At 69.3% G+C, this 22409-nt stretch carries 24 protein-coding genes, 1 pseudogene and 1 riboswitch; of the genes and pseudogenes, 22 read left to right on the top strand and 3 right to left on the bottom strand.

Going from position 1 to position 22409, the window contains the following annotated elements; all coding sequences use genetic code 11:
- Position 1 precedes the first annotated feature (1 nt).
- A complete protein-coding gene (locus G7A98_RS04800) occupies positions 2 to 1870 on the top strand; it encodes a GAF domain-containing protein (protein ID WP_163648352.1) in 1869 nt (622 codons plus the stop codon).
- Positions 1863 to 3632 (top strand): EAL domain-containing protein, encoded by a 1770-nt coding sequence (locus G7A98_RS04795; RefSeq protein ID WP_163648351.1) that lies wholly within the window; start codon positions 1863 to 1865, stop codon positions 3630 to 3632. Before G7A98_RS04800 ends, G7A98_RS04795 begins: the two co-directional genes overlap by 8 nt.
- 167 nt (positions 3633 to 3799) lie before the next feature.
- On the opposite strand, the gene G7A98_RS04790 is transcribed toward G7A98_RS04795, so the two are convergent.
- From G7A98_RS04790 to zwf, 3 genes are read right to left on the bottom strand one after another with little or no spacing between them, the layout of a single operon-like run.
- Positions 3800 to 4462: a bifunctional 4-hydroxy-2-oxoglutarate aldolase/2-dehydro-3-deoxy-phosphogluconate aldolase gene (locus tag G7A98_RS04790; RefSeq protein WP_163648350.1), complete on the bottom strand. Its 663-nt coding sequence runs from the start codon at positions 4460 to 4462 to the stop codon at positions 3800 to 3802.
- 21 nt (positions 4463 to 4483) lie between these two features.
- A complete protein-coding gene (gene pgl, locus G7A98_RS04785) occupies positions 4484 to 5158 on the bottom strand; it encodes a 6-phosphogluconolactonase (protein ID WP_163648349.1) in 675 nt (224 codons plus the stop codon).
- A 15-nt stretch (positions 5159 to 5173) separates the two neighbouring features.
- Positions 5174 to 6649 carry a glucose-6-phosphate dehydrogenase gene (zwf, locus tag G7A98_RS04780; RefSeq protein WP_163648348.1) on the bottom strand — a complete coding sequence of 492 codons (1476 nt, stop codon included), beginning with the start codon at positions 6647 to 6649 and terminating at the stop codon, positions 5174 to 5176.
- A gap of 200 nt (positions 6650 to 6849) precedes the next feature.
- On the opposite strand from zwf, the gene G7A98_RS04775 reads away from it, so the two are divergent.
- The 20 genes and pseudogenes from G7A98_RS04775 (at position 6850) to fabG (ending at position 22227) form a co-directional block, all read left to right on the top strand.
- Positions 6850 to 7716: a MurR/RpiR family transcriptional regulator gene (locus tag G7A98_RS04775; RefSeq protein ID WP_163648347.1), complete on the top strand. Its 867-nt coding sequence runs from the start codon at positions 6850 to 6852 to the stop codon at positions 7714 to 7716.
- Positions 7717 to 7794: 78 nt separating this feature from the next.
- Complete coding sequence (locus tag G7A98_RS04770; protein ID WP_163648346.1) at positions 7795 to 8661, top strand: putative selenate ABC transporter substrate-binding protein; 867 nt, start codon at positions 7795 to 7797, stop codon at positions 8659 to 8661.
- Positions 8662 to 8663: 2 nt separating this feature from the next.
- Entirely contained in the window at positions 8664 to 9374 is a 711-nt protein-coding gene (locus tag G7A98_RS04765; RefSeq protein ID WP_163648345.1) for an ATP-binding cassette domain-containing protein, read from the top strand.
- Complete coding sequence (locus G7A98_RS04760) at positions 9367 to 10869, top strand: ABC transporter permease subunit (RefSeq protein ID WP_163648344.1); 1503 nt, start codon at positions 9367 to 9369, stop codon at positions 10867 to 10869. The genes G7A98_RS04765 and G7A98_RS04760 overlap by 8 nt, the downstream gene beginning before the upstream one ends.
- A 92-nt stretch (positions 10870 to 10961) precedes the next feature.
- Positions 10962 to 11303, top strand: a complete 342-nt coding sequence (locus G7A98_RS04755; RefSeq protein ID WP_163648343.1) for a hypothetical protein — start codon at positions 10962 to 10964, stop codon at positions 11301 to 11303.
- Between the two features lie 393 nt (positions 11304 to 11696).
- Positions 11697 to 12053, top strand: coding sequence for a copper chaperone PCu(A)C (locus G7A98_RS04750; RefSeq protein ID WP_240464675.1), 357 nt, complete (start codon positions 11697 to 11699; stop codon positions 12051 to 12053).
- A gap of 21 nt (positions 12054 to 12074) precedes the next feature.
- The gene (locus G7A98_RS04745; protein WP_318010302.1) at positions 12075 to 12656 is read left to right on the top strand and encodes an SCO family protein; all 582 of its coding nucleotides are present in this window, start codon (positions 12075 to 12077) and stop codon (positions 12654 to 12656) included.
- Between the two features lie 328 nt (positions 12657 to 12984).
- Positions 12985 to 13317, top strand: a pseudogene (locus G7A98_RS16865) (cyclic nucleotide-binding domain-containing protein); the annotation flags it as partial.
- A 23-nt stretch (positions 13318 to 13340) separates the two neighbouring features.
- Positions 13341 to 13826: a helix-turn-helix domain-containing protein gene (locus tag G7A98_RS16860; protein WP_346427264.1), complete on the top strand. Its 486-nt coding sequence runs from the start codon at positions 13341 to 13343 to the stop codon at positions 13824 to 13826.
- A gap of 59 nt (positions 13827 to 13885) precedes the next feature.
- Positions 13886 to 14048, top strand: a riboswitch (yybP-ykoY riboswitch).
- Between the two features lie 18 nt (positions 14049 to 14066).
- On the top strand, positions 14067 to 14639 hold the full coding sequence (mntP, locus tag G7A98_RS04735) for a manganese efflux pump MntP (RefSeq protein WP_163648341.1): 573 nt from the start codon (positions 14067 to 14069) through the stop codon (positions 14637 to 14639).
- Between the two features lie 131 nt (positions 14640 to 14770).
- Complete coding sequence (locus tag G7A98_RS04730; protein ID WP_163648340.1) at positions 14771 to 15448, top strand: beta-ketoacyl synthase chain length factor; 678 nt, start codon at positions 14771 to 14773, stop codon at positions 15446 to 15448.
- Positions 15449 to 15477: 29 nt separating this feature from the next.
- A complete protein-coding gene (locus tag G7A98_RS04725) occupies positions 15478 to 16236 on the top strand; it encodes a lysophospholipid acyltransferase family protein (protein ID WP_163648339.1) in 759 nt (252 codons plus the stop codon).
- Positions 16237 to 16243: 7 nt separating this feature from the next.
- Positions 16244 to 16507 (top strand): phosphopantetheine-binding protein, encoded by a 264-nt coding sequence (locus tag G7A98_RS04720; protein WP_163648338.1) that lies wholly within the window; start codon positions 16244 to 16246, stop codon positions 16505 to 16507.
- A 23-nt stretch (positions 16508 to 16530) separates the two neighbouring features.
- The gene (locus G7A98_RS04715) at positions 16531 to 17085 is read left to right on the top strand and encodes a hypothetical protein (protein WP_163648337.1); all 555 of its coding nucleotides are present in this window, start codon (positions 16531 to 16533) and stop codon (positions 17083 to 17085) included.
- Complete coding sequence (locus G7A98_RS04710; RefSeq protein WP_163648336.1) at positions 17082 to 18050, top strand: hypothetical protein; 969 nt, start codon at positions 17082 to 17084, stop codon at positions 18048 to 18050. The genes G7A98_RS04715 and G7A98_RS04710 overlap by 4 nt, the downstream gene beginning before the upstream one ends.
- Entirely contained in the window at positions 18037 to 19284 is a 1248-nt protein-coding gene (locus tag G7A98_RS04705) for a tryptophan 7-halogenase (RefSeq protein ID WP_163648335.1), read from the top strand. Before G7A98_RS04710 ends, G7A98_RS04705 begins: the two co-directional genes overlap by 14 nt.
- Positions 19281 to 19859, top strand: coding sequence for a DUF3261 domain-containing protein (locus G7A98_RS04700; RefSeq protein ID WP_163648334.1), 579 nt, complete (start codon positions 19281 to 19283; stop codon positions 19857 to 19859). The genes G7A98_RS04705 and G7A98_RS04700 overlap by 4 nt, the downstream gene beginning before the upstream one ends.
- On the top strand, positions 19852 to 21048 hold the full coding sequence (locus G7A98_RS04695) for a beta-ketoacyl-ACP synthase (RefSeq protein ID WP_163648333.1): 1197 nt from the start codon (positions 19852 to 19854) through the stop codon (positions 21046 to 21048). Before G7A98_RS04700 ends, G7A98_RS04695 begins: the two co-directional genes overlap by 8 nt.
- Positions 21045 to 21497, top strand: coding sequence for a hypothetical protein (locus G7A98_RS04690; RefSeq protein WP_163648332.1), 453 nt, complete (start codon positions 21045 to 21047; stop codon positions 21495 to 21497). The genes G7A98_RS04695 and G7A98_RS04690 overlap by 4 nt, the downstream gene beginning before the upstream one ends.
- The gene (gene fabG / locus G7A98_RS04685; protein WP_163648331.1) at positions 21490 to 22227 is read left to right on the top strand and encodes a 3-oxoacyl-ACP reductase FabG; all 738 of its coding nucleotides are present in this window, start codon (positions 21490 to 21492) and stop codon (positions 22225 to 22227) included. Before G7A98_RS04690 ends, fabG begins: the two co-directional genes overlap by 8 nt.
- Positions 22228 to 22409 lie beyond the last annotated feature (182 nt).

The following is a 22409-nucleotide window of genomic DNA, read 5'->3' as shown; positions in this document are numbered from 1 at the left end:
CATGCAGCCACCACGCCTTCCCGACAACGAAGCACAACGCTTGCGGACCCTGCACCGCCTCGAACTCCTCGACAGCCTCCCGGAAATCGAGTTCGACCAGCTGACCGAGCTGGCCGCACGCCTGTTCGACGTGCCCACGGCGCTGATTTCGCTGGTCGACGTCGACCGCCAGTGGTTCAAGTCGGCGCGCGGCCTGGACTGCCGGGAGACCCCGCGGGACGTTTCCTTCTGCGGCCATGTCGTCGCCGACGATCGACCGCTGGTGGTCGAGGACACGCAACTGGACGCGCGCTTTCGGGACAACCCGCTGGTGGATCGGATCGACGGCATCCGCTTCTATGCCGGCCATCCGCTGCGCCCCCTCGATGGCCACGTCGTCGGCACCCTGTGCCTGATCGACACCCGGCCGCGCCGCTTCGATGCCCGCCAGCAGGAAAGCCTGGCGATGCTGGCCGCCCAGGCGGAAGAGCTGATCCGCCTGCACCTGGCCCACCGCAAGGCGCAAAGTCGTGAGCGTCGGCATCATCGCCAGCAGACGCTGCTGCGGGTCCTGCATCAGGGCATCACCGATTATCGCGCCCTGATGTCGGGCCGCCGCCTGTGGGACTTCCTGATGGAAGCCCTGCGCGAACTGACCGGCAGCGACTACGCACTGATCGGCGAAGTGCTGCACGAGGCCGAGGGGCCGGCCCTGAAGATCCACGCCATCACCGACCTCTCGTGGAACGCGCAATCCCGCCGGCTGATGGAACAACTGCGCTCGGGGGACATGCGCCTGACCAACCCCGGCTCGCTGCTGGGTCGCGTATTCGCCCATGGCGATACCATCATCACCGACGATCTGGCCAACCACCCCCTCCGGGGCGGCTTTCCGCCCGGACACCCGCCGATCCACAACTACCTGGGCGTGCCCATCGTCCACGACGGCCGGGTGATCGGCATGTACGCCACCGCCAACAGCGATGACGGATATTCTCCCGAGACCGTGGCATGGCTGGAGCCATTCAACGCCACCTGCGCGCTGCTGATCAATCTCTACCGCCAGTTTTCCGAGCGCGACCGCATCCAGCAGGAAATCACCCGGGCCCGCGATCAGGCGGAGCGGGCCAGCCGCGCCAAGAGCGACTTTCTCTCGGCGATGAGCCATGAGTTGCGCACCCCGCTCAACGCCATTCTCGGCTTCGCCCAGTTGCTCGCCAACGGCCGCCGCGACCCGCTCTCCGAACGCCAGCAGCGGCAGGTCGCCCAGATTCGCAGCAGCGGCGAACACCTGCTGGCCCTGATCAACGACATCCTCGATCTCTCCCGGATCGAGGCCGGCCGCATGACGCTGGCCCTCGAGGCAGTATCGGTCAGGGATATCTGCGACGCGGCGCTGGAAAGCCTGGCACCGTTGGCCCGGGAGGCCGCCGTCACCCTGCATGGCCCAGCGGAGACGGCCGATCCCTGCGTGCTCGCCGACCCGACCCGCCTCAAGCAGGTGCTGCTCAACCTGCTGTCCAATGCCATCAAGTACAACCGCCCCGAGGGCCGCGTCGTGGTCACCCTGGCCGAGCACGGCGACACCCTTCGGGTAAGTGTCGAGGACACCGGCGTCGGCATCTCCGAGGCGCGCATCGCCGAGCTGTTCCAGCCCTTCAACCGCCTCGAGGCGGAAGGCAGCACCATTGAAGGGACCGGCATCGGTCTGACACTGACCCGCCAGCTGATCGAACAGATGCACGGCCGCATCGGCGTCACCAGCGAAAAGGACGCCGGCAGCCGATTCTGGATCGAGCTTCGCCGCGCCGATGACGCACCGGCCGGCGACCCCGAGCCGCCGCCCGCCGCCCTCGAGACCCGCTTCAAGAAGGAAGCCAGCGATGCCTGACAAGGACGCCCTGCTCGCCAGCCACATCCTGGTGGTCGACGACAACCCCGCCAATCTCGCCTTGCTCGAGGACCTGCTGGACGACGAGGGCTTCACCCGGGTCGCCACGCTCGATGATCCGCGCCGGGTAGTCGACTACTGCCACGACACACCGCCCGACCTGCTGCTGCTCGACGTGCGCATGCCGCATATCGACGGCCTGACCCTGCTCGGTGAGCTGCAGCAGCGCTGGAACGGTGAAGGACCGCCGGTGATCGTGCTGACCGCGCAGACCGATCGCGACACCCGCTCACGGGCGCTCGAGCTCGGCGCCCGCGACTTTCTGAACAAGCCCTTCGATCATCAGGAAGCCCTGCAGCGAATCCACAACGCCCTGCAGGCCGGCCGCCTGTATCGGGAACGCACGGACCAGAACGCCCGGCTCGAACAGCTGGTGGCCCAGCGAACCACCGAACTCGAGCGCCTGGCCTATCAGGAACCGATCACCGGCTTGCCCAACCGCAGCGCTCTGGTCAAGTGGCTGGAACGCCACCTGACGACGGGCCGCGGCACCTGCCTGCTGTTCATCGCCCTCGACGGTCTGGACGACATCGCACGCCTGCATGGCTATCCGGCATCGGATGCCCTGCTCAAGCATGCCTGCCACCTGCTGGCCAGCGAGGCCCACTCGCGTGACGTGATGGGCTGTTGGGGCGGGGCCGAGCTGCTGCTGATCTGCCACGCCCCCTCGGACGAGGACACCCTGCACATCCGGGCCAGGCGCATCCTGACCCTGTTGGCGCGCGACCACCAGATCGGCGACGCACTGATGTCGCTGACCGCCCGCATCGGTATCAGCCGCGCGGAGAAGGAGGCCGACACACCCGAGCAACTGGTCCGCCAGGCCAGCCTTGCCCTGCCGTCGCCGGGCGATACGCCGATAGGCTTCTACTCGGCCGGCCTCGAGCAGCGCCACCAGCAACGGGCCCGCATGCAGCAGCTCCTCCGCGACGCAACCTCACGGGGCGAACTGCAACTGGTCTACCAACCCAAGGTGTCGCTACGCACCGGCCGGCTGATCGGCGCCGAAGCCCTGCTGCGCTGGACCAGCGACGAACTGGGTCATGTCTCGCCGGGGGACTTCATCCCCCTGGCCGAGACCAGTGGCGAGATTCTCGCCATCGGCGACTGGGTGGTCGACGAAGCCATACGTCAGGCCCGGAAATGGCGCGGCCAGGGCCAGGTCGATGACGACTTCAGCATCGCCATCAACGTCGCCGCCCGACAGTTGATGACGTCAGGGTTCGCCAGGCGCGTACTGACACGCCTGCGCTATGCCGGCCTGCCGGCTCATGCCCTGGAGGTCGAGGTCACCGAGTCGGGACTGATGGAGGACGTCAGCCTGGCGCGGGAGACACTCAGGACACTGGCCGATCAGGGCATCCGCATCGCCATTGACGACTTCGGTACTGGCTATTCCTCGCTGGCCTACCTCAAGACGCTGCCGGTCAACACGCTGAAGATCGACCGTGCCTTCATCAATGACATGCTCCACAGCAGCCACGACCGCAATCTGGCCAATACCGTGATCCAGCTGGCCCACAGCTTCGGCTGCGATGTGGTCGCCGAAGGCATCGAGAACCCCGAGCAGGCCCGGCTGCTGGCCTCGCTGAACTGCGAGCACGCCCAGGGCTACTGGTTCTCGGCACCGCTGCCGGCCGAGCGTTTCCTGGAATGGAAGACACAGTACCGCGCCGAGCCCTATCAGGAGCGCTCTCGCTAGCAGCGCTCGCTCACGACGTGCCGCCACCCCCGCCCCGGCGAACGCCAGAGTAAGGCAGCCGCGCAAAAGGGCAGGACAAAAAAAGAGGCCCGCTCCCAGGGGAGCGGGCCAAGCAACAGCATAGGCTGTCGAGAGAGAACAGTCGCCCGCCTCACCGGCGGGATGGCTCAGTGGTGAAAGCGCTCGGCGGCCTCGCGGGCCAGGGCCTTGATGCCCGCCCAGTCTTCCGCCTCGATCAGTTTCTTGGGCGTTACCCAGGAACCGCCGACACACATCACGTTGGGCAGCTTGAGATAGTCCTCGGCATTGTCCGGGGTGATGCCGCCGGTCGGGCAGAAGCGCGCCTCGGGGATCGGCCCACCGAACGCCTTGATCGCCGGTGCGCCGCCACTGGCTTCAGCCGGGAAGAACTTGAAGCGCCGGTACCCGAACTGCCAGCCGGTCATCAGCTCGGAAATCGTTGCCACGCCCGGCAGCATGGGGACCGGGCTGCTCACGCCATAACGGTACAACGCCTCGGTCGCGCCGGGGGTCACCACGAAGTCGACCCCGACCTGCTCGGCCTGGCGATACTGGGCCGGCGTCAGCACAGTGCCGGCGCCGATGCTGGCCCCCGGCAATGCCTCGCGCATGCGCGCGATGGCCGCCAGCGCGCAGTCGGTGCGCAGCGTGATCTCGAGGACCGGCAGCCCGCCTTCAACCAGCGCACGGCCCAGCGGCACGGCATCTTCCAGTCGCTCGATGGTCAGCACCGGAATCACCTCCGCCTTCTGGCAGATGCTGTCGAGCTCGGTGGTACGGGTGGAAGGCAGCTGCTTTTCAGTGGTCATGTCATGCTCCAGCAATTCGGTTCAGGGTGCCCAGTAGACGGCCAGTGGACAGGCCAGAAAGGCACGGATGGGCAGCTCGCGGGCATCGTCGCCGGCCAGGGCCTGCGCCAGCACCGAGCGCTTGTTGTCGCCGACAATGTGCAGAACATGGCGGCGAGCCCGGTGCAGATAGGCGGCGCTCAGGGTGATGCGCGGCTGGGCAACGCTCGGCGCGCGCACGGCCACGACCGCCTCATCGGTGGTCAGTGCCAGCCCCAGCTCGCCGCTGTCGGGAAACAGCGAGGCGGTATGGCCGTCACCGCCCATGCCCAGAATCACCACGCTGGCCGGCCAGGGCAGTGCGGTGATGCGCTCGGCCACGGTGGCCGCGCCCTGCTCGGGCGTCGCCTCGCCGCTGGTCAGCGAATGGAAGGTCGCCGCTGCCGCCGGACCGACGAGCAGCTGCTCGCGGACCAGCCGGGCGTTGCTGTCGGCGTTGTCCTCGCCGACCCAGCGCTCGTCGGCCAGGGTCACGTCGATGCGCTCCCAGGGCAGCGCCATGGCCGCCAGCCGGGCGAAGAACGTCACCGGCGTGGAGCCGCCGGACACCACCAGCAGCGCCCGGGGCTGCTGTTCCAGGTCGGCGCTCAACGCCCCGGCCACCGCCTCGGCCAGTTGCGCGGCAAGCCGCTCCCGCGGAGAAATCTCGGTCGTCATGGAGTCACGCCTCGCTCAATAGTCCTCGTACCAGCTACGGCCGTCCTGGGTGATCATGGCGATCGACGCCACCGGCCCCCAGGACCCCGCCGGATAGCGCCGCGGCGGCATGTCGCGGGCCTTCCATCCCTCGATCAGCTGGTCGCACCAGCGCCAGGCGTACTCCACCTCGTCGCGGCGCACGAACAGGTACTGCTGGCCCTTCATCACCTCGAGCAGCAGCCGCTCGTAGGCATCCGGAATCCGCGACTTGGGGAAGGCGCTGTTGAAGTCCAGGTGCAGCGGCCCCGGGCGCAGGCGCATGCCCTTGTCGAGCCCGCCGTCCTTGGTCAGCACCTGCAGGGCGATGCCCTCTTCCGGCTGCAGGCGGATGATCAGCTTGTTGGCGGCCAGGTCGCGCTGGTCGGGATCGAAGATGTAGTGCGGCTGCTGGCGGAAGTGGATGACGATCTGCGAGAGCTTCTCGGGCATCCGCTTGCCGGTGCGCAGATAGAATGGCACCCCGGCCCAGCGCCAGTTGGAGACCTCGGTCTTCATGGCGACGAAGGTCTCGGTGCGGCTCTCGGTGTTGGCGCCTTCTTCTTCCAGATAGCCCGGCACGCTCTCGCCGTTGATCGACCCGGCGATGTACTGCCCGCGTACCACGTCGCGACCGATGGTCTCCTGGGTGAAGGGCTTGAGGGCCTTGAGCACCTTGACCTTCTCGTCACGGATGGCATCGGCATCCAGATTCGACGGCGGGTCCATGGCGATCAGGCAGAGCAGCTGGAGCAGGTGGTTCTGCACCATGTCGCGCAGCTGACCGGCCTTGTCGAAGTAGCCCCAGCGCCCCTCGATGCCCACCTGCTCGGCCACGGTGATCTCGACGTGCGAGATCTGGTTCTGATTCCACTGGTTGCCGAACAGCGGGTTGGCGAAGCGCAGGGCGATCAGGTTCTGGACGGTTTCCTTGCCCAGGTAATGATCGATGCGATAGATGCGCGACTCGGGGAAGGCCTCGCCGATCGCGTCGTTGATCTGCCGCGAGGATTCCAGGTCGTAGCCGATGGGCTTTTCCACCACCACGCGCGTCTGCTCGTCCAGGCTGCCGCTGGCGCTCAGGTTGCGGCAGATATCGCCGTAGATGCTCGCCGGCACGGCCAGATAGACGGTCATCGGCCGCTCGACGTCCTTGCGCCACCGGGCGATGGCGTCGTAGCCCTCGACGGTGGCGAAATCGAGCTGGAGGTAGTCGAGGCGCGCGATGAAGCGCTCCAGACAGGTCTTTTCCAGCAGCGCCGTCTTGACGTGCTTCTTCAGCGCCTGCTGGACGCGCTGGCGGAAGGCCTCGGCGTCGATGTCCTGGCGCGCCAGGCCGAGGATGCGCGTCGACGCGCCCAGCAGGCCGTCGCGATCGAGATGGTAAAGCGCCGTGTAGAGCTTGCGCAGGGCCAGGTCACCGAGGGCGCCGAACAGCGCCAGATCGATGTCGGGCGTGGTGTCTTGGGTCATGCCTCGAACCCCTTCAATCTGGTAATCTTACGTATAAAATATGCCATTGATGCGTTTCACGGCAAGATTAATCGGTAATTTTACTACCAAACATGCCATCCTGTCGTGGCCCGCGCTTGGCGTTATCCCGAGCGTCACGCTAGGATGTGGCTACCAATGTAGTTAAATCACTACATATTGCATCAGGAGCCGTTATTCGCATGGCCAGCCATGACCTTCTCGAGCGCATTCGCGCCCGCCTCGACGAGCTCAACCGCTCGGAACGCAAGGTGGCCGATGTCATTCTCCAGGACCCGGCGACCGCCACCGGACTGAGCATCGCCACCCTGGCGCAGGCGGCCTCGGTCAGCGAACCCACCGTCAACCGCTTCTGCCGCAATTTCGACGCCAAGGGCTACCCGGACTTCAAGATCAAGCTGGCACAAAGTCTGGCCGGCGGCACGCCCTATGTCAGCCGCAGCGTCGAACGCGGGGACGACGCCGCCCGCTACGGCGACAAGATCTTCGGCGCCACCATCGCCGCCCTCGACGACGCTCGCCGCGCACTCGACGCCAAGCGCGTGGAACGCGCCGTCGACTACCTGATCCAGGCCAAGCAGATCAGCTTCTTCGGCCTCGGCGCCTCGGGCCCGGTCGCCCAGGACGCCCAGCACAAGTTCTTCCGCTTCAACCTGCCGGTGATGGTCTACGAGGACGTGCTCATGCAGCGCATGGTCGCCGCCGCCAGCCACACCGGCGATGCCATCGTGATCATCTCCTACACCGGACGCACCCGCGAACTGGTGGAGATCGCCCGCCTCGCCCGCAGCAACGGCGCCGTGGTGCTGGGAATCACCGCCCCCGACTCGCCGCTGGCCCGGGAGTGCACCGAGACGCTCGAGGTGATCGCTCCCGAGGACACCGACGTCTACATGCCGATGACCTCGCGGATGATCCACCTGGCGCTGATCGACGTGCTCGCCACCGGCGTGACGCTGCGCCGCGGCGAGGACTTCCAGACCCATCTCAAGAAGATCAAGGACAGCCTGCAGGCCACACGCTTTCCCGCCCCGGACGCCGAATCCTAGCAGGGCGGCCACGCCGGACTTGCCCCCTCCGCCGCCAGGCTCAACAATAGCGCCCCCATTCTAGACAGGAGCCCCGCGATGCGACGGCTGATCGCCACCACCCTGATGCTGCTGGGCCTGGCCCCGGTGGCCCAGACCCAGGCCCAGGACACCTTCCGCTTCACCGCCATTCCCGACGAGGACCAGACCCGTCTGGTCGAGCGTTTCCAGAAGGTCGCCGACTACCTGGCCGACACCCTGGATGTCGACGTCGAATACGTGCCGGTGAAGTCCTACAGCGCCGCGGTGAGCGCCTTCCGCAACGACCAGGTGCAGCTGGCCTGGTTCGGCGGCCTGTCCGGCGTGCAGGCGCGCCGCCTGGTACCGGGCTCGCAGGCACTGGCCCAGGGCGTCGAGGACGCCGCCTTCCACAGCTATTTCATCGCCAATGCCGACACCGGCATCGCCGCCGACCAGGACCAGCTGCCCGAGTCGTTCGAGGGCCACTCCTTCACCTTCGGCGCCAAGACCTCGACCTCCGGCCGGCTGATGCCCGAGTACTACCTGCGCGAGCGCTTCGGCGAGGCCCCCGAGGCACTGTTCTCGCGGGTCGGCTTCTCCGGCGATCACACCCGCACCATCGCCCTGGTCGAGTCCGGCACCTATGACGTCGGCGCGGTCAACTACTCGGTGTGGAACGCCGCCGTGGAAGCCGGCCGCGTCGACACCGACAAGGTTCACGTGGTCTGGGAGACCCCCGCCTACCCCGACTACCAGTGGACGATCCGCGGCGATGTCGACGCGCGCTTCGGCGACGGCTTCACCGACCGCGTCCGTCAGGCCCTGCTGGGCATGACCGACCCGGACCTGCTCGAGAGCTTCCCGCGCCAGGGCTTCATCCCGGTCTCCAACGATGCCTATGCACCGATCGAGACCGTCGGCGAAGACCTCGGCCTGCTGCGCTGAGCATGAGCGTCACCGAACTGCTGTCGCTGGCCGACGAGGATGTCGGCCACGCCAGCCAGGTCGTTCTCCCCCGGCTGTCGCTGACCCTGCGCGTCGGCGAACGCATCGCCCTGCTCGGCCAGAGCGGGGCCGGGAAGTCGACGCTGCTGGCCACCCTGCGCCGGCGCCTCGCCGCCGACGCCGCCTGGTGCCCGCAGAGCCACGGCCTGGTGCCGCAGCTGGCGGTCTACCACAACGTCTACATGGGCCGCCTCGAGCGCCACTCGGCGCTGGCCAACCTGTGGAACCTGATCCGGCCCGACCGCCGGGCCTGGACCGAGATCGAGACCCTGTGCGGCGAGCTGGGCCTGGCCGGCCTGCTCAGACGCCCGGTCGCCCGGCTGTCGGGTGGCCAGCGCCAGCGCGTGGCGATCGCCCGCGCACTCTACCAGCGGCGGCGCCTCTTCCTTGGTGACGAGCCGGTGGCCAGCGTCGACCCCCACCAGGCCCTGCGCCTGCTGGCGCTGATCGATGCCCGTCACGACACCAGCGTCGTCGCCCTGCACCAGCGGGAGCTGGCGCTGTCCCACTTCGATCGTGTCTGGGGGCTGCGCGACGGCCGGCTGGTGCTCGACGCCGCGACCGATACGCTGACGCTCGACGACCTCGACCGTCTCTACCCCGACGCCGACGCCGCCTCCAGCGCCCCGGCCGACGAGGCCGCGCATGGCTGAACCCACCGCGCCGGGCATGCTGCGCGGCGACTCGCCCGGGCTGCGACTGGCCCGACGCTCGCTGGTGCTGGTCGCGCTGTGCGCCGTGCTGCTGCCCTTCGCCGACCTGTCGGTGGTCGCTCACGACCCCTGGGCGGAGCTGGGTCGCATGGCGACGGGTCTGGCGCTGCCGCACTGGGGCGAGCTGAGCTCGCCGCTCCAGGCCATCGGCCTGACGGTCAGCGTGGCGTTGTGGGGCACCCTGCTCGGCGTGCTGCTGGGCTTCCCGCTGGCGCTGGTGTTCTTCCGCTCGCGGCTGGTGCGCACCGGCTGCGCCTTCGTGCGGGCCATCCACGAGCTGTTCTGGGCGCTGCTGTTCCTGCAGGTCTTCGGCTTCTCGGCGGTGACCGCCCTGGCGGCGCTCGCCGTGCCCTATGCCGGCATCTTCGCCAAGGTCTACGCCGAGATTCTCGAGCAGACCCCGCGTGACGCCGCCGACAGCCTGCCCCCCGGCGTCGGCCGCCTGTCGCGCTTCGTCTACGCGGAGCTGCCGCTGGCCTGGGAGCGACTGGCCGCCTACACCCGCTACCGCTTCGAATGCTCGCTGCGTGCCAGTGTGCTGCTGGGCTTCGTCGGCCTGCCGACCCTGGGCTTCCACCTGGAAAGCGCCTTCCGCGAGGGCCACTACCATCAGGCCGGGGCGTTGCTCTGGCTGTTCTACCTGCTGATCGGCACGATCGGTGTCTGGGGGCACCGCCGTTTGCTGCCGCTGCTGGCATTCGCCAGCCTGTTCCTGCTCGGCCCCTGGCCGCACGTCGATGGCGACCTGCTGTGGCGCTTTCTCAGCCACGACCTGTGGCCGGCGCCGCTGCTGAATGGCGACTGGGCGGGGCTCATCGCCTGGCTGGGCGACATCCCCGATCTCGGCCCGGCGATCGGCAACACCCTGCTGCTGGGGCTGATGGGCACCGTGGGTGCGCTGGTCATCGCGCTGCTGCTGTGGCCGCTGGCCAGCCGCCACTTCGGCAACCCGGCCACGCGGCTGGGCGGACGCGCCCTGCTGGTCGGACTGCGCTCGACGCCGGAGCTGATGCTGGCGTTCATCTTCCTGCTGCTGCTGGGCCCGTCGATGCTGCCCGCCTGGCTGGCGCTCGCGCTGCACAACGGCGCGCTGATCGCCTTTCTCGCCGCCCGCCACGCCGACAGCCTCGAACCCGGCATGCCGGGACTCTCCGCCAGCGGCCGCTACGCCTACGAACTGCTGCCGCGTCTCTATCCCGGCCTGCTCGCCCTGGTCTTCTACCGCGCCGAAGTGATCATTCGCGAAACCGCCCTGCTCGGCATGCTGGGGGTCGCGACCCTGGGCTTTCACATCGATTCGAGCTTCCAGTATCTGATGTTCGATCAGGCGTTCTTCCTGCTGCTGGTCACCGCCGGGCTGAACATCGCCGTCGACGCCCTGGCACGGCGTTACCGGCCCCGCGAGGTAGTGATGGATGACCCGTGCAGCCGCTGACTCCCTCGACAGGGCCATGCGGCCAAACGCCGCGCTTCGAACGCACCCGACCCGCTTGCCTGCCGGCCGCGATCGGCATAGGCTTTCGCTTCATGATGTACTCACGCCCCTTCATTCTGCTGCTGGCGACGCCGGTGCTCATCATGCTGGCACTGGCCGCCGTCATCTTCGGTGGTCAAGTCATCGCCGACTCTCGCCGGGACCAGCAGATTCAGCAGACCATTGCTGCCAGCCTGAAGACCTCGGGCCAGGTCGAGCTTCTCAACCTGCAGGACGTGCAATACGGCTATGGGGTCTGCGGACTGTACCGCACCAGCGACTCCGACAAGGGCTATGCCTCCTTCTTCTACGACACCGTCAACGATCGCCTCTCGCTGGATGTCAAGTCACGCGCCTTCCAGTCGAACTGCAACCTGTCGGACCTCTGCTCCTGACGGCCGGATAGCGATGCATGCCGCGCCAATTCGTGCCGGTACCCTGCTGACCGGTGCTGCCGGATCTTTCGCGGCATCGACAGGGCGTGACGCCTCCCGGCAGCGCGATTTCCCGCCGAATACCGGCCCTTGACATAATGTCGCAGCGCCTTGAAGAAAGCCGGGCAATCGCTAAGGTAATGCGGATACCGCCAGGCATGCCGCGATCCCTTTCGCGGGCGACCAACCGGTTTTCCCTGACCGGTCCGGACCCTCGATGGCACCGAATGGAGACAAGACAGGATGGCAACAGACAGACGTGAAACTCGATGGCAAGCCTCTCCCCATCGGCTGATCCCGGGTCTGCTGGCCCTCCTGCTGATGACCGGCACCGCCCATGCCGAAGGCCTGACGGTGACCGATGCCCGCCTGAGCCTGATGCCCGGCGACACCCCCGGAGCCGGTTACTTTCATCTGCATAATGGCGGCGACGCCCCCGTCACCCTGGTGGGCGCCGACAGCGATGCCTTTGCCCGGGTCGAGATGCACATGAGCATGAACAAGGACGGAATGGCCAGCATGAAGCCGATTTCCGAACTGACGATCGACCCCGGCGAGACCCTCGATTTCGCTCCCAAGGGCTATCATCTCATGTTCATGAAACGTCAAGGGCCCCTGGGCATGGGCGACAAGGTTGATGTCACGCTCGATTTCGCCGACGACACGCGGCTTCCCGTGGTATTTGACGTGGTTTCGCCGGCCTCGCTGTAGCCGACGCCTGCAGGAATGGTGATGATGCATAAATGGCTACTCCCGCTGCTCGGCTCGCTGTGGCTGGCCGGATGCAGCGACAATAATTGGCGCACGACCGATGTCTCCGAGTTCATGCCGGACCTGGACTTCGAACTGGTGGATGAAAACGGCCGAGATGTGAGTGCCGAGGACTACCTGGGCAAGAACACGATCCTGTATTTCGGCTATACCCACTGCCCCGACGTCTGCCCGATCACGCTGGCCGGGCTCGCGACCGCCATCCGGAAGGTCGATGCCGAGGTTCGCGACGACATTCAGGTGCTTTTCGTATCGGTGGATCCCGGCCGGGATACGCCCGATGTCATGAAGCGCTACACGAACTACTTCGGCCCTCAGTTTATCGGCCTGACGGGCAGTACCGCGCAGATAGACGAGCTGACCAATCGGTATCGCATTACCTACGAATACGGCGACAAGGACGAGGAAGGCAACTACGACGTGAGCCACTCGAGTGCCGCCTTCGCCTTCAATAAACAGGGCGAGGCGGAGTTCATGATTCGCGACAGCGACCCCACCGCGAATGTGGTTGCCGATCTTTCCCGACTGGCGAAAAGGGGCTAGTCCGCACTCCCGCTCGATCCAGGGCCACGCTGCCGTGGCCGCTGGCCACGCCGCTCACCGTGCCGAGGGTATCGAAGCCCGCACACCTGACTCCCCCCCGCCGCCGCGGCTTGCGGCCCGCTCGCCCGGGCTGCGTGCCCCGTCGGCGTGATCCTTCGCGCGACTATCCTGCTCGGTCCGCGGGGTGTGACCACTCCGCCTGCTCGCCTCCCCCAACTAAAGTTAGACATCGCGCCGAATATTGATCGTCATCAAGGCTGCTAGGCTGGAAAGTTGAGACGTCTCACTATACTTTCGGACTGGTAAGACCAGTTCAGGGAGGGACTCGATGGCGGACCACAACGATCGGCCCCAACGTCGCGGCGACGCCGACGACGTCCATTGCCGGCATTGCAGCCTGAGATCGCTATGCCTGCCGCAGTCGCTCGACGACCGGGATCTGGAGCGTTTCAACGCCATCGTGCGACGGCCGGGCCACTTCAAGAAGGGCAGCCTGCTGGCACGGGAAGGCGCGCCCCTGCACAGCCTGCTCGTCGTGCGCTCGGGCAGCCTCAAGCAGGTCAGCCATACCGGCGGACGGGAACAGTTGACCCGCTTCTTCCTGCCCGGCGAACTGGTCGGCCTGGATGGCCTGGACACACTGCGCTACCCGGGGTCGGTGAGAGCGCTGGAAGCCGCCACCATCTGCGACATCCCCTATCCGAGCCTCGACACGCTGGCCACGCAGTTGCCCGACCTGCGCACCCAGCTGTTCCGCAGCATGAGCCGGACGCTGCGCGAGGATCGGCTGCTGATGGGGCACTGTCGGCCGAGCAGCGCCTGGCCACCCTGCTCTGCGAGCTGTCGGAGCGCTTTCGCCGCCGCGGCTACTCCGCCCACTGCTTTCGTTTTTCCAAGTCCCGCGCCGAAATCGGCAGCTACCTGGGCATTGCCATGGAAACGGTCAGTCGCGTGCTCGGCCAGTTCCAGCAGCAGGGCCTGGTGACCACCCGGGGCCGTGAAGTGCGGATTCACGACCTGGCGGCACTCGAGACCCTCGCCCGCGGGGACCGTCTGATGGTGCTCTCGCCGGTCCCTGCCGTGCCCGAGTCGCCCGAGCCTCGCGTGCTGCCCCTGGCGGTGGCCCGAGGCCGAGACGGACGCGCCACCCATCGCCGTCTCGGCCGTTAACAGGCCGAGGCGGCCCCCTCTCCTGGCATTTTCCCGGCCGATGCCTTAGCATCGGCGCTCCTTTGGGGAGTAGCCGATCCTCGCTGCTGACGACGGCGAGGAGGCCTGCATCAACAAGCTCGACGCCCACGTCGTGGTGCAGGCGACCGATTCCGGTTGGCGAGACCAAGGGCATACCGCGCGCTCGTGGTCGGGCGCGCGCGGCATGCCCCTGGCCAATCGCCCGACCCGGAGATGACCATGACCCTGGCTTCCACCCTTCTGCTGGCCTTCGCCATGTCCACGGATGCCTTCGCCGCCGCCATCGGCAAGGGCGCCGCCCTCCAGCGCCCCCACTTCCGTGAAGCCCTGCGCACCGGCCTCATCTTCGGCAGCATCGAAGCCACCACGCCCGTCATCGGCTGGGCCATGGGCATGGCCGCCTCGCGCTACGTCGCCGAGTGGGACCACTGGATCGCCTTCACCCTGCTGCTGCTGCTCGGCGGGCACATGATCAAGGAAGGCTTCTCGCAGAGTGAGGACGAGGAAAACGAACGCCCCACCCGGCACTCCTTCCTGCGCCTGGCGCTGACCGGCTTCGCCACCAGCATCGACGCGATGGCGGTGGGCGTCGGGCTCGCCTTCGTCGATGTCAACATCGTCTCCACCGCCGCGTTCATCGGCCTGGCGACCCTGACCATGGTGACGCTGGGCGTCATGCTCGGCCGCGTGCTCGGTCAGGTGGTCGGTCAGCGCGCCGAGATCGTCGGCGGCGTGATCCTGATCGGCATCGGCTCGCTGCTGCTGATGGAGCACCTCGGCGTGCTGGCCTGAGTCGGGCCATGGGCGCCACGGTGGCTCGAACGCGGTGGCCCGCAGGCGGCGACTCGCGTAGGGTATAGCCAGCGCCGACGGCCGTCCCGGCACGACGCGCAGCGCCCCCGGCAGTGACAGGATCCGGCACCATGACCTCGCCCTCTCTCCATCTCCAAGACTGGCGCGCCTGGCTCCCCGACGGCGACGCCGAGCGCGATGCCCGCATCGTCACCGACGCCCGCCCCGCCGGCCGCTCGCTGCCGGCGATGCTGCGCCGCCGCGTCAACCTGGCCGGGCGCGCGGTCGCCGACCTGCTCGCCGAGCTGGACCCCGGCGCGGACAGCATCCTGCTGCACGCCTCGCGCCACGGGGACGGCGAGCGCACGCTCGAACTGCTCTACGCGCTCGCCGAGGACGCCCCGCTGTCACCGGCCCGCTTCGGGCTCTCCGTGCACAACGCCGTGCTGGGCGTCTACTCCATCGCCAGCGGCAACCGTCGCTCCCTGCAGGCGATTGCCGCCGGCGGCGACGAACTGGCCGCCCTGTTCAGCGAGGCACGCGGCTACCTGGCCGAAGGGGCGCCGCAGGTCGTCGCCGTGTTCAGCGACGTGCCGGTACCGTCGCGCTTTGCCGGCCACGCGCCGGCGTCCCGCGGGGCGGCGGCGCTCGCCATGCGCCTGGCGCTCGACACCGGGCCGGTGATCCACGAGTCCCCCTGGCCGGGCGGCGGCGAGCCGCCGCAGCCCGCCGATGCCATCGCCTGGTTGCGTGACGGCGGCGAACTGGGGAGCCCGCTGCGCGGCCGTGCCTGGCGACTGGCCCCCTGATGGCGCTCGCCTCGACTCCGGCAATCCGCATGACCCGCCATCTCGATCAGCTGTGGCGCCAGTCGGTCACCCCCCTGGCCTTTGCCGGCTTCGCCCTCGCCGCCCTGACGGTGGGCGCGGTGTGCGCGCCCCTGATGCGGCTGACCAGCCCCGACCGGGCCGTCGCCCAGCGGCGCACCCGTCATCTGGTACGCCTGACCTGCCGCGGCTTTCTGGCCACACTGCGCCACGCCCGGCTGATCGACTACCGGGTGTCCGGCGTCGAGCGGCTGGCCGCCGGCGGCCGCCTGCTGCTGGCCAACCACCCCACCCTGATCGATGCCCTGTTCCTGCTCGCCTTCACCCCGAATGCCAACTGTATCGTCAAGGGACCGCTCGCCCGCCACCCGGTCACGGCCGGCGTGATCCGCGCCGCCGGCTTCATCACCAACCGCCGGCCACGCGCCACGCTCAGGGCGGCATGCCGGGCGCTGGCCGACGGCCAGTCGCTGATCGTGTTCCCCGAGGGCACCCGCTCGACGCCCGGACGGCCGGTGCGGCTGCGCCGCGGCGGTGCCGCCATCGCCGTGACCAGCCAGGCCGTCATCACCCCGGTGCGCATCGACTGCCGCCCCAGTACCCTGACCAAGGGCGAGCCGTGGTATCGTGTGCCGCCGCGCCGTCCCGCGTTTCGCATCGAGGTCGGCCCGCCGATCCCCCCGGGCATGCCGGTGCAGGCCGTACCGCGGACGATCGGCGACCTGACGCAGCATCTGGAAGCCTATTTCAACCGCCCCCACAAGGGATGAGGGAGCCATGACGACAGACCTGGAACACGAGCTCAAGCAGCTGATCATCGACACCCTGGAACTCGAGGACGTCACCCCCGAGGACATCGACCCCGACGAGCCGCTGTTCGTCGAGGGCCTGGGGCTCGATTCCATCGACGCGCTCGAACTGGGCCTGGCACTGCAGAAGCGCTACGGCATCCAGCTGGAAGCCGACAGCGAGGAAACCCGGCGCCATTTCGCCAACCTGCGCACCCTGGCGGCGCTGGTCGAGGCGCGCCGCACCCAGTAACCCGCGCTGACGCACGCCACCGCATGGACCGGCCCTCCCCCGCACGCCCGCCCGCCGGCCTGCTGATCGCTGCCGCGACCCTGGCCTGGCCCTGGCTGGTCACCCGCTGGCCGCTGGCCGGCGGCTGGCCCTGGCTGGTGATGCTGGTCGGGCTCGCCGCCTGGCGCCTGCCGGCCGGTCACAGGCACTGGGCCGCCTGGCTGGGCATCCCCGTCGTGCTGCTGGCGGCCGGCGGGCAGGCGAGCCTGGTCATCCGGCTCTGGCCGGTGCTGGTCAACGCCGTCCTGCTGGGCCTGTTCGCCCGCTCGCTGCGCCACCCGCCGAGTGCCATCGAACGACTCGCGCGGCGTCGGACCCCGGACCTGCCGCCCAGCGGGGTGCGCTATACCTACCGGGTCACCCAGCTGTGGTGCGCTTTCTTCGCCGTCAACGGCACGCTGGCCCTGGCCACGGTGATCCATGGCGATCCTGCATTATGGTCACTGTACAACGGCGGCCTGGCCTATCTGGCCATGGCCCTGCTGTTCGCGGGGGAGTGGCTCGTGCGCCAGCGCGTCAAGAAGAGGGCTTCGTCATGAACGACTCCTCCCTGCGCCGGGCTCGCTGGCGCGATCCGGACCCGACCCGGTGCGTCGAAGGCGCCCTGCTCGAGCGGCTGGCCGCCCTCGGACACCAGCTGGACACGGCCATCGCCGACGGCCTGACCATCGGCTACCGCAATCTGGCCGACCATGTGCCGCCGCCCGGCACTCAGGACGCCAACCTCGCCGCGATACGCCGCCTCTACGGCGAGCCGCTGGCGACGCTGGTCGAGCGCGCCGGCCTGCCGCGTTCGGTGATCGACAAGGCCCGCGCCACGCTCGACAGCGTGCCACGGCTGGATGTCACCACCTGGCTCGATGCGCCCGCCGGTGCGGCGGACCGCCGGCTGTGGCTGGGGCCGGTCACGACCGACGATGGCGCCACGCGCCTGGCCGCCACCCTGGTGCTGAACGGCGTCGACACGGCCGCGGAGCGCCAGCGCCTGGCGGCCATCGCCGACGCCCGGCCCGATATCGCCTACGTCGATCGCGTGACCCGTCTCTCGCGACTGCTCGGCGAACTGCGCCGGCATGTCAGCCTGTGGGTCGGCCTGGCCCTGGCCCTGCTGACGGCCGGGCTCGTCCTGCGCTACCGCCGGCAGGCCTGGCGCGTGGTCACGCCCGCGCTGGGGGCGCTGCTCGGCACCCTGGCGGTGTACGCCATCGTCGGCGTGCCGTTGAACGTGTTCAGCCAGCTGGGCATGCTGCTGGTGCTGGGGATCGGTCTGGACGCCGGCATCTTCAGCGCCGAGCATGCGCGGCGCCCGGCGACCTGGCTGGCGGTCAGCCTGTCCACGCTGACCAGCGTGCTGGCCTTCGGCCTGCTCGCGTTCAGCGCCACCCCGGCGCTGCACTATCTGGGACTGACCTGCCTCATCGGCCTGACGCTGGTCGGGCTGCTGGTGCCCTGGGTGCGTCCCGCCCCGCCTCGCATCAAGGAGAGACCGCATGGCGAACACTGACACCAGCGACGTGGTCGTGATCGGCGCCGGCCCAGCCGGCGCCCTGGCCGCCGCCCGACTCGCCGATGCCGGCTATCGAGTGCAGGTCGTCGAACGCACGCAATTCCCCCGCTTCTCGATCGGCGAGAGCCTGCTGCCCCAGTGCATGGAACACCTCGAGCGCGCCGGGCTGCTCGATACCGTCCTGGCCGGCGACTACCAGCTCAAGAACGGCGCCGCCTTCACCCATCGCGGCGTATCGACCGTCATCGACTTCCACGACAAGACCACGCCGGGCTGGTCCACCACCTTTCAGGTGGAACGGGCCGACTTCGACCAGCGCCTGATCGACGCCGCCCGGGCACGCGGGGCGCGGGTCGACTTCGCCACCACGGTGGAAACCGTCGAACCCGACGCCCGGCACCCCCGGCTCACGGTGCACGATGACACCGGCCACACCCGGCATCTCGAGACGCGCTTCATCCTCGATGCCAGCGGCTACGGCCGCGTGCTGGCCCGCCGACTGGGGCTGGCCCGCGACCCGCGACTCGAGTCACGCACGGCCCTGTTCACCCATGTGGCGACCGATCTCGATGCGCGCTTCGACCGCGACAAGATCCTGATCGGCGTGCATCCTGACGACGCGCGGCTGTGGTACTGGCTGATCCCGTTTCGCGACGGCCGCGCCTCGGTGGGCGTGGTCGGCGACACCGCAACCCTCGAGGCCGCCGGAAGCGATGCCGAAAGCCGCTGGCGGGCGCTGGTCGACGCCGAACCGCGGTTCGGCGAGCTGCTCGCCGGGGCCCAGCCGGTGCGTCCGGTGGAGTCACTGGCCGGCTATTCCGCCGACGTCGAGCGCCTGCACGGCCCGGGCTTTGCGCTGCTCGGCAACGCCGGCGAATTCCTCGACCCGGTGTTCTCCTCCGGGGTGACCATCGCGCTGCGCTCGGCGGACATGGCCGTGCCGCTGGTCGAGCGTACGCTGGCCGACGAGTCGCCCGACTGGGCAGCCGAGTTCGAACGCCCGCTGCGCGCCGGGATTGCCACCTTCCGCGCCTTCGTCGACGCCTGGTACGACGGCCGCCTGCAGCGCATCATCTTTCACCCCGACCCGCCCGCCGAGCTGCGCCGCCGGATCAGCGCGGTACTCGCCGGCTACGCCTGGGACCGCGGCAACCCCCTGGTCACCGCCAGCCGGCGGCGGCTCGACCTGCTGGCCGAGCTGTGCGGGCCTCTTCCGGAGGCCCGCCCATGAAACGCCGTCCGGTCTGGCCGGCCGCCTGCCTGGCATTGCTGCTCGGCGGTTGCTCGCTGGCCCCGCCGCTGCCGCCCGCGCCGCGCCAGTCTCTGGCCGCGACGGCGACCACCGTCCAGCGGCGCATCAGCCTGATGCCGGACGACACCCGGCGCGCACCCCGGACCCTGCTGGCGGTGCTGCGCGTCCGGGGCGCCGGCTGGCGGGCGGCCTTCCTCACGCCCTACGGTCAGCGGCTGGTGACCCTGATCCACGAGGACGGCGACAGCCGCTATCGCGAGGGCGACGTGCCGCTGGCGACGCTCGGCGACACGCTGCCGCCGGCCGACTGGCTCGCCGCCCGGCTCGACTGGTGCCTGTGGCCGGTCGCCGCGCTGCAGGCCGCCTTCGACGGCACGCCCTGGACGGTGGACGTCGCCGACGGAGCCCGTATCATTCGCCATCATGGGCGCACGGTGGCTCGTATTACCCCGGCCGACGCCGAGTTCGCCCGCGCCGAGACGGTGCGGCTCGACGATCGCCGGGGCGGCTACCGCCTGCGCATTTCCCCGCTGCCGGAGACCTCCCATGAGTGATGCCACTGTTCGATCGCCGTGCCGTCTCTCCGCCCCCGGCGTGGTCTGCAGCCTGGGCGACGACCCGCGGCACCTGATCGCGGCCCTGCGCGAAGGCCGCCGAGGGCTGACGACGAGCGATACCTTCACCCCCGGCCGACGCCTGCCGCTGGGCCGGGTGACCGTGCCATTGCCCGCCGACGAGGCCTGGCCGGCGGCGCACCGCAGCCGCAACAACCGGCTGCTGGCCCGGGCCCTCGAGCGCCTGGGGCCAAGCCTCGAGGCCGTGCTGGCACGCCACCCCCGCGAGCGCATCGGCGTGGTGCTGGGCAGCAGCACCTCGGGAATCGGCGAGACCGAGCAGGCCCTGGCCGTCGCCGGGCGTGACGGCCCGCTGCCCGAGGACTTCCAGTATGCGCGCCAGGAGCTGGGTGCCCCGGCCCGCTTCGTCGCCGAGCGGCTGGGACTGACCGGGCCGGTACATGTGCTGTCCACGGCGTGCAGCTCCAGCGCCCAGGCCCTGGCCAGCGCGCGACGCCTGCTGCTGGCCGGGGAGTGCGACGCGGTGATCGCCGGCGGCGCCGACAGCCTCTGCCGGCTGACGGTCAACGGCTTCGCCAGTCTCGAGGCGGTCAGCGACGCGCCCAGCCTGCCGTTTTCCGCCAACCGCGCCGGCATCAACCTCGGCGAGGCCGCCGCGCTGTTCTTGGTGACCCGCGAGCCCGGCGGCATTCAGCTGCTCGGCGCCGGCGAGAGCAGCGATGCCTACCATGTCAGTGCCCCGCGCCCCGACGGCAGCGGCGCCCGCGCGGCGATGGCCGCCGCCCTGGACCAGGCCGGTTGCGCGCCCGAGGCGGTGGACTACCTCAACCTGCACGGCACCGGCACCGGCCACAACGATGCCATGGAGGCCCGGGCGGTCAGCGAGCTGTTCGCCACACCCCCGGCCTGCAGCTCCACCAAGGCATTGACCGGGCATACGCTGGGTGCGGCCGGCGCGCTGGAGGCCGCGTTCTGCTGGCTGGCCCTGCACCACGGCTTCCTGCCGCGCCATGTGCATGACGGCGTCGACGACCCCGAGCTGCCGCGACTGCCGCTGGTCAACACTCCCGAAGGGGCGCCCCGCGTCGCGCTGTCCAATTCCTTCGCCTTCGGCGGCAACAACGTCAGCCTGCTGCTGGCCCGCGACGCGCCGGAGGACGGTCCATGACGCCCCTGCCCTGCGCGATCGCGCCCTACGTCCCCCAGCAGGGGGCCATGTGTCTGCTCGATCGCCTGCTGGCGGTGGACGAGACCTCGCTGAGTGCCAGCGTCGACCCCGCCACCAATCGCCTGTTCCATAGCGACGGCGCGGTGCCGGGCTGGGTCGCCCTCGAGTGGCTGGCGCAGGGCGTCGCCGCCTGGGCCGGCTGGCACGCCGCCCGGCACGGTGCGACCCCGGCGGTGGGCTTTCTGGTCGGCACGCGACGCTTCACCAGCCACCGCCCCGCCTTCCCGGTGGACCGGGCGCTGCGCGTGCAGGTCACGCGTGATTTCGTCGCCGACAACGGCCTGGCCCACTTCGCGGGCCGGGTGCTTGCGGCCGACGACGACACCCTGCTGGCCGAGGGCCGGCTGACCATCTTCCAGCCCGCCGACGAGGAGGCCACGCATGCCTGACTCCCGCCCCGACACCGTCCTCGTCACCGGCTCGAGCCGCGGCATCGGCCGCGCCGTGGCCCTGCGCCTGGCCCGCGACGGCTTCGATGTGGTGCTGCACTGCCGTCGCCAGCAGGCGCAGGCCGAGAGGGTCGCGGAGGAGATTCGCGCCCTGGGGCGCGCGGCGCGGGTGCTGTGCTTCGACGTGACCGATCGCGCGGCGGCCCGCGTCGCCCTGGAAGCCGACATCGAGGCCCACGGCGCCTATTACGGGGTGGTCTGCAACGCCGGCATCACGGCCGACGGCGCCTTCCCGGCGCTGACCGACACGGCCTGGGACAGCGTGCTGTCGACCAGCCTCGACGGCTTCTACAACGTGGTGCACCCGCTGGTCATGCCGATGATTCGTCGGCGGCGGCCGGGCCGCATCGTGGTGATGTCCTCGGTGTCCGGGCTGATCGGCAACCGCGGCCAGGTCAACTACAGCGCCGCCAAGGCCGGGCTGATCGGCGCGGTCAAGGCGCTGGCGGTGGAGCTGGCCAAGCGGCGCATTACCGTCAACGCCGTGGCGCCGGGGTTGATCGAAACCGACATGGTCGACGCCGAGGCCACCGAGGCGGCCCGGCGCGCGATTCCCATGCAGCGCCCGGGCACCGCCGACGAGGTCGCCGGCGCGGTGAGCTTCCTGTGCGGCCCGGACGCCGGCTACATCACCCGCCAGGTGCTCTCGGTCAACGGCGGGCTGTGCTAGCCGTGTAAACCCACCAGGTTGTTCACGGAAAGGCCCGGCCGGCTAACCGGAGTCACCTGTGGGAGGGGATTCATCCCCGACAGCGGTGTCCCGGTGGCGGGTTCATCGCGACTGAAGTCGCTTGTATGTTGGAAATGACCCAACACGGGCAGTATGGAGAAGACTTGCCGGGGTGGAGGGAC

The organism is Modicisalibacter sp. 'Wilcox' (genome assembly GCF_010993675.1).
Classification (GTDB): Bacteria; Pseudomonadota; Gammaproteobacteria; order Pseudomonadales; family Halomonadaceae; genus Modicisalibacter; species Modicisalibacter tunisiensis.
Note: the sequence above shows the minus strand (reverse complement) of the source record. Positions and strands in the feature narration are given on the sequence as shown.

Excerpts from the sequence above, each read along its gene's own strand:
- fabG (WP_163648331.1), top strand. The coding sequence starts at position 21,490 with ATGCCTGACTCCCGCCCCGACACCGTCCTCGTCACCGGCTCGAGCCGC.
- G7A98_RS04730 (WP_163648340.1), top strand. The coding sequence starts at position 14,771 with ATGACCTCGCCCTCTCTCCATCTCCAAGACTGGCGCGCCTGGCTCCCC.
- G7A98_RS04715 (WP_163648337.1), top strand. The coding sequence starts at position 16,531 with ATGGACCGGCCCTCCCCCGCACGCCCGCCCGCCGGCCTGCTGATCGCT.
- G7A98_RS04745 (WP_318010302.1), top strand. The coding sequence starts at position 12,075 with ATGATGCATAAATGGCTACTCCCGCTGCTCGGCTCGCTGTGGCTGGCC.
- pgl (WP_163648349.1), bottom strand. The coding sequence starts at position 5,158 with ATGACGACCGAGATTTCTCCGCGGGAGCGGCTTGCCGCGCAACTGGCC.
- G7A98_RS04690 (WP_163648332.1), top strand. The coding sequence starts at position 21,045 with ATGACGCCCCTGCCCTGCGCGATCGCGCCCTACGTCCCCCAGCAGGGG.
- G7A98_RS04725 (WP_163648339.1), top strand. The coding sequence starts at position 15,478 with ATGACCCGCCATCTCGATCAGCTGTGGCGCCAGTCGGTCACCCCCCTG.
- G7A98_RS04710 (WP_163648336.1), top strand. The coding sequence starts at position 17,082 with ATGAACGACTCCTCCCTGCGCCGGGCTCGCTGGCGCGATCCGGACCCG.
- G7A98_RS04695 (WP_163648333.1), top strand. The coding sequence starts at position 19,852 with ATGAGTGATGCCACTGTTCGATCGCCGTGCCGTCTCTCCGCCCCCGGC.
- G7A98_RS04755 (WP_163648343.1), top strand. The coding sequence starts at position 10,962 with ATGATGTACTCACGCCCCTTCATTCTGCTGCTGGCGACGCCGGTGCTC.
- G7A98_RS04795 (WP_163648351.1), top strand. The coding sequence starts at position 1,863 with ATGCCTGACAAGGACGCCCTGCTCGCCAGCCACATCCTGGTGGTCGAC.
- G7A98_RS04720 (WP_163648338.1), top strand. The coding sequence starts at position 16,244 with ATGACGACAGACCTGGAACACGAGCTCAAGCAGCTGATCATCGACACC.
- G7A98_RS04800 (WP_163648352.1), top strand. The coding sequence starts at position 2 with ATGCAGCCACCACGCCTTCCCGACAACGAAGCACAACGCTTGCGGACC.
- G7A98_RS04775 (WP_163648347.1), top strand. The coding sequence starts at position 6,850 with ATGGCCAGCCATGACCTTCTCGAGCGCATTCGCGCCCGCCTCGACGAG.
- G7A98_RS04790 (WP_163648350.1), bottom strand. The coding sequence starts at position 4,462 with ATGACCACTGAAAAGCAGCTGCCTTCCACCCGTACCACCGAGCTCGAC.
- G7A98_RS04700 (WP_163648334.1), top strand. The coding sequence starts at position 19,281 with ATGAAACGCCGTCCGGTCTGGCCGGCCGCCTGCCTGGCATTGCTGCTC.
- G7A98_RS04765 (WP_163648345.1), top strand. The coding sequence starts at position 8,664 with ATGAGCGTCACCGAACTGCTGTCGCTGGCCGACGAGGATGTCGGCCAC.
- G7A98_RS04770 (WP_163648346.1), top strand. The coding sequence starts at position 7,795 with ATGCGACGGCTGATCGCCACCACCCTGATGCTGCTGGGCCTGGCCCCG.
- G7A98_RS04705 (WP_163648335.1), top strand. The coding sequence starts at position 18,037 with ATGGCGAACACTGACACCAGCGACGTGGTCGTGATCGGCGCCGGCCCA.
- G7A98_RS04760 (WP_163648344.1), top strand. The coding sequence starts at position 9,367 with ATGGCTGAACCCACCGCGCCGGGCATGCTGCGCGGCGACTCGCCCGGG.
- zwf (WP_163648348.1), bottom strand. The coding sequence starts at position 6,649 with ATGACCCAAGACACCACGCCCGACATCGATCTGGCGCTGTTCGGCGCC.
- mntP (WP_163648341.1), top strand. The coding sequence starts at position 14,067 with ATGACCCTGGCTTCCACCCTTCTGCTGGCCTTCGCCATGTCCACGGAT.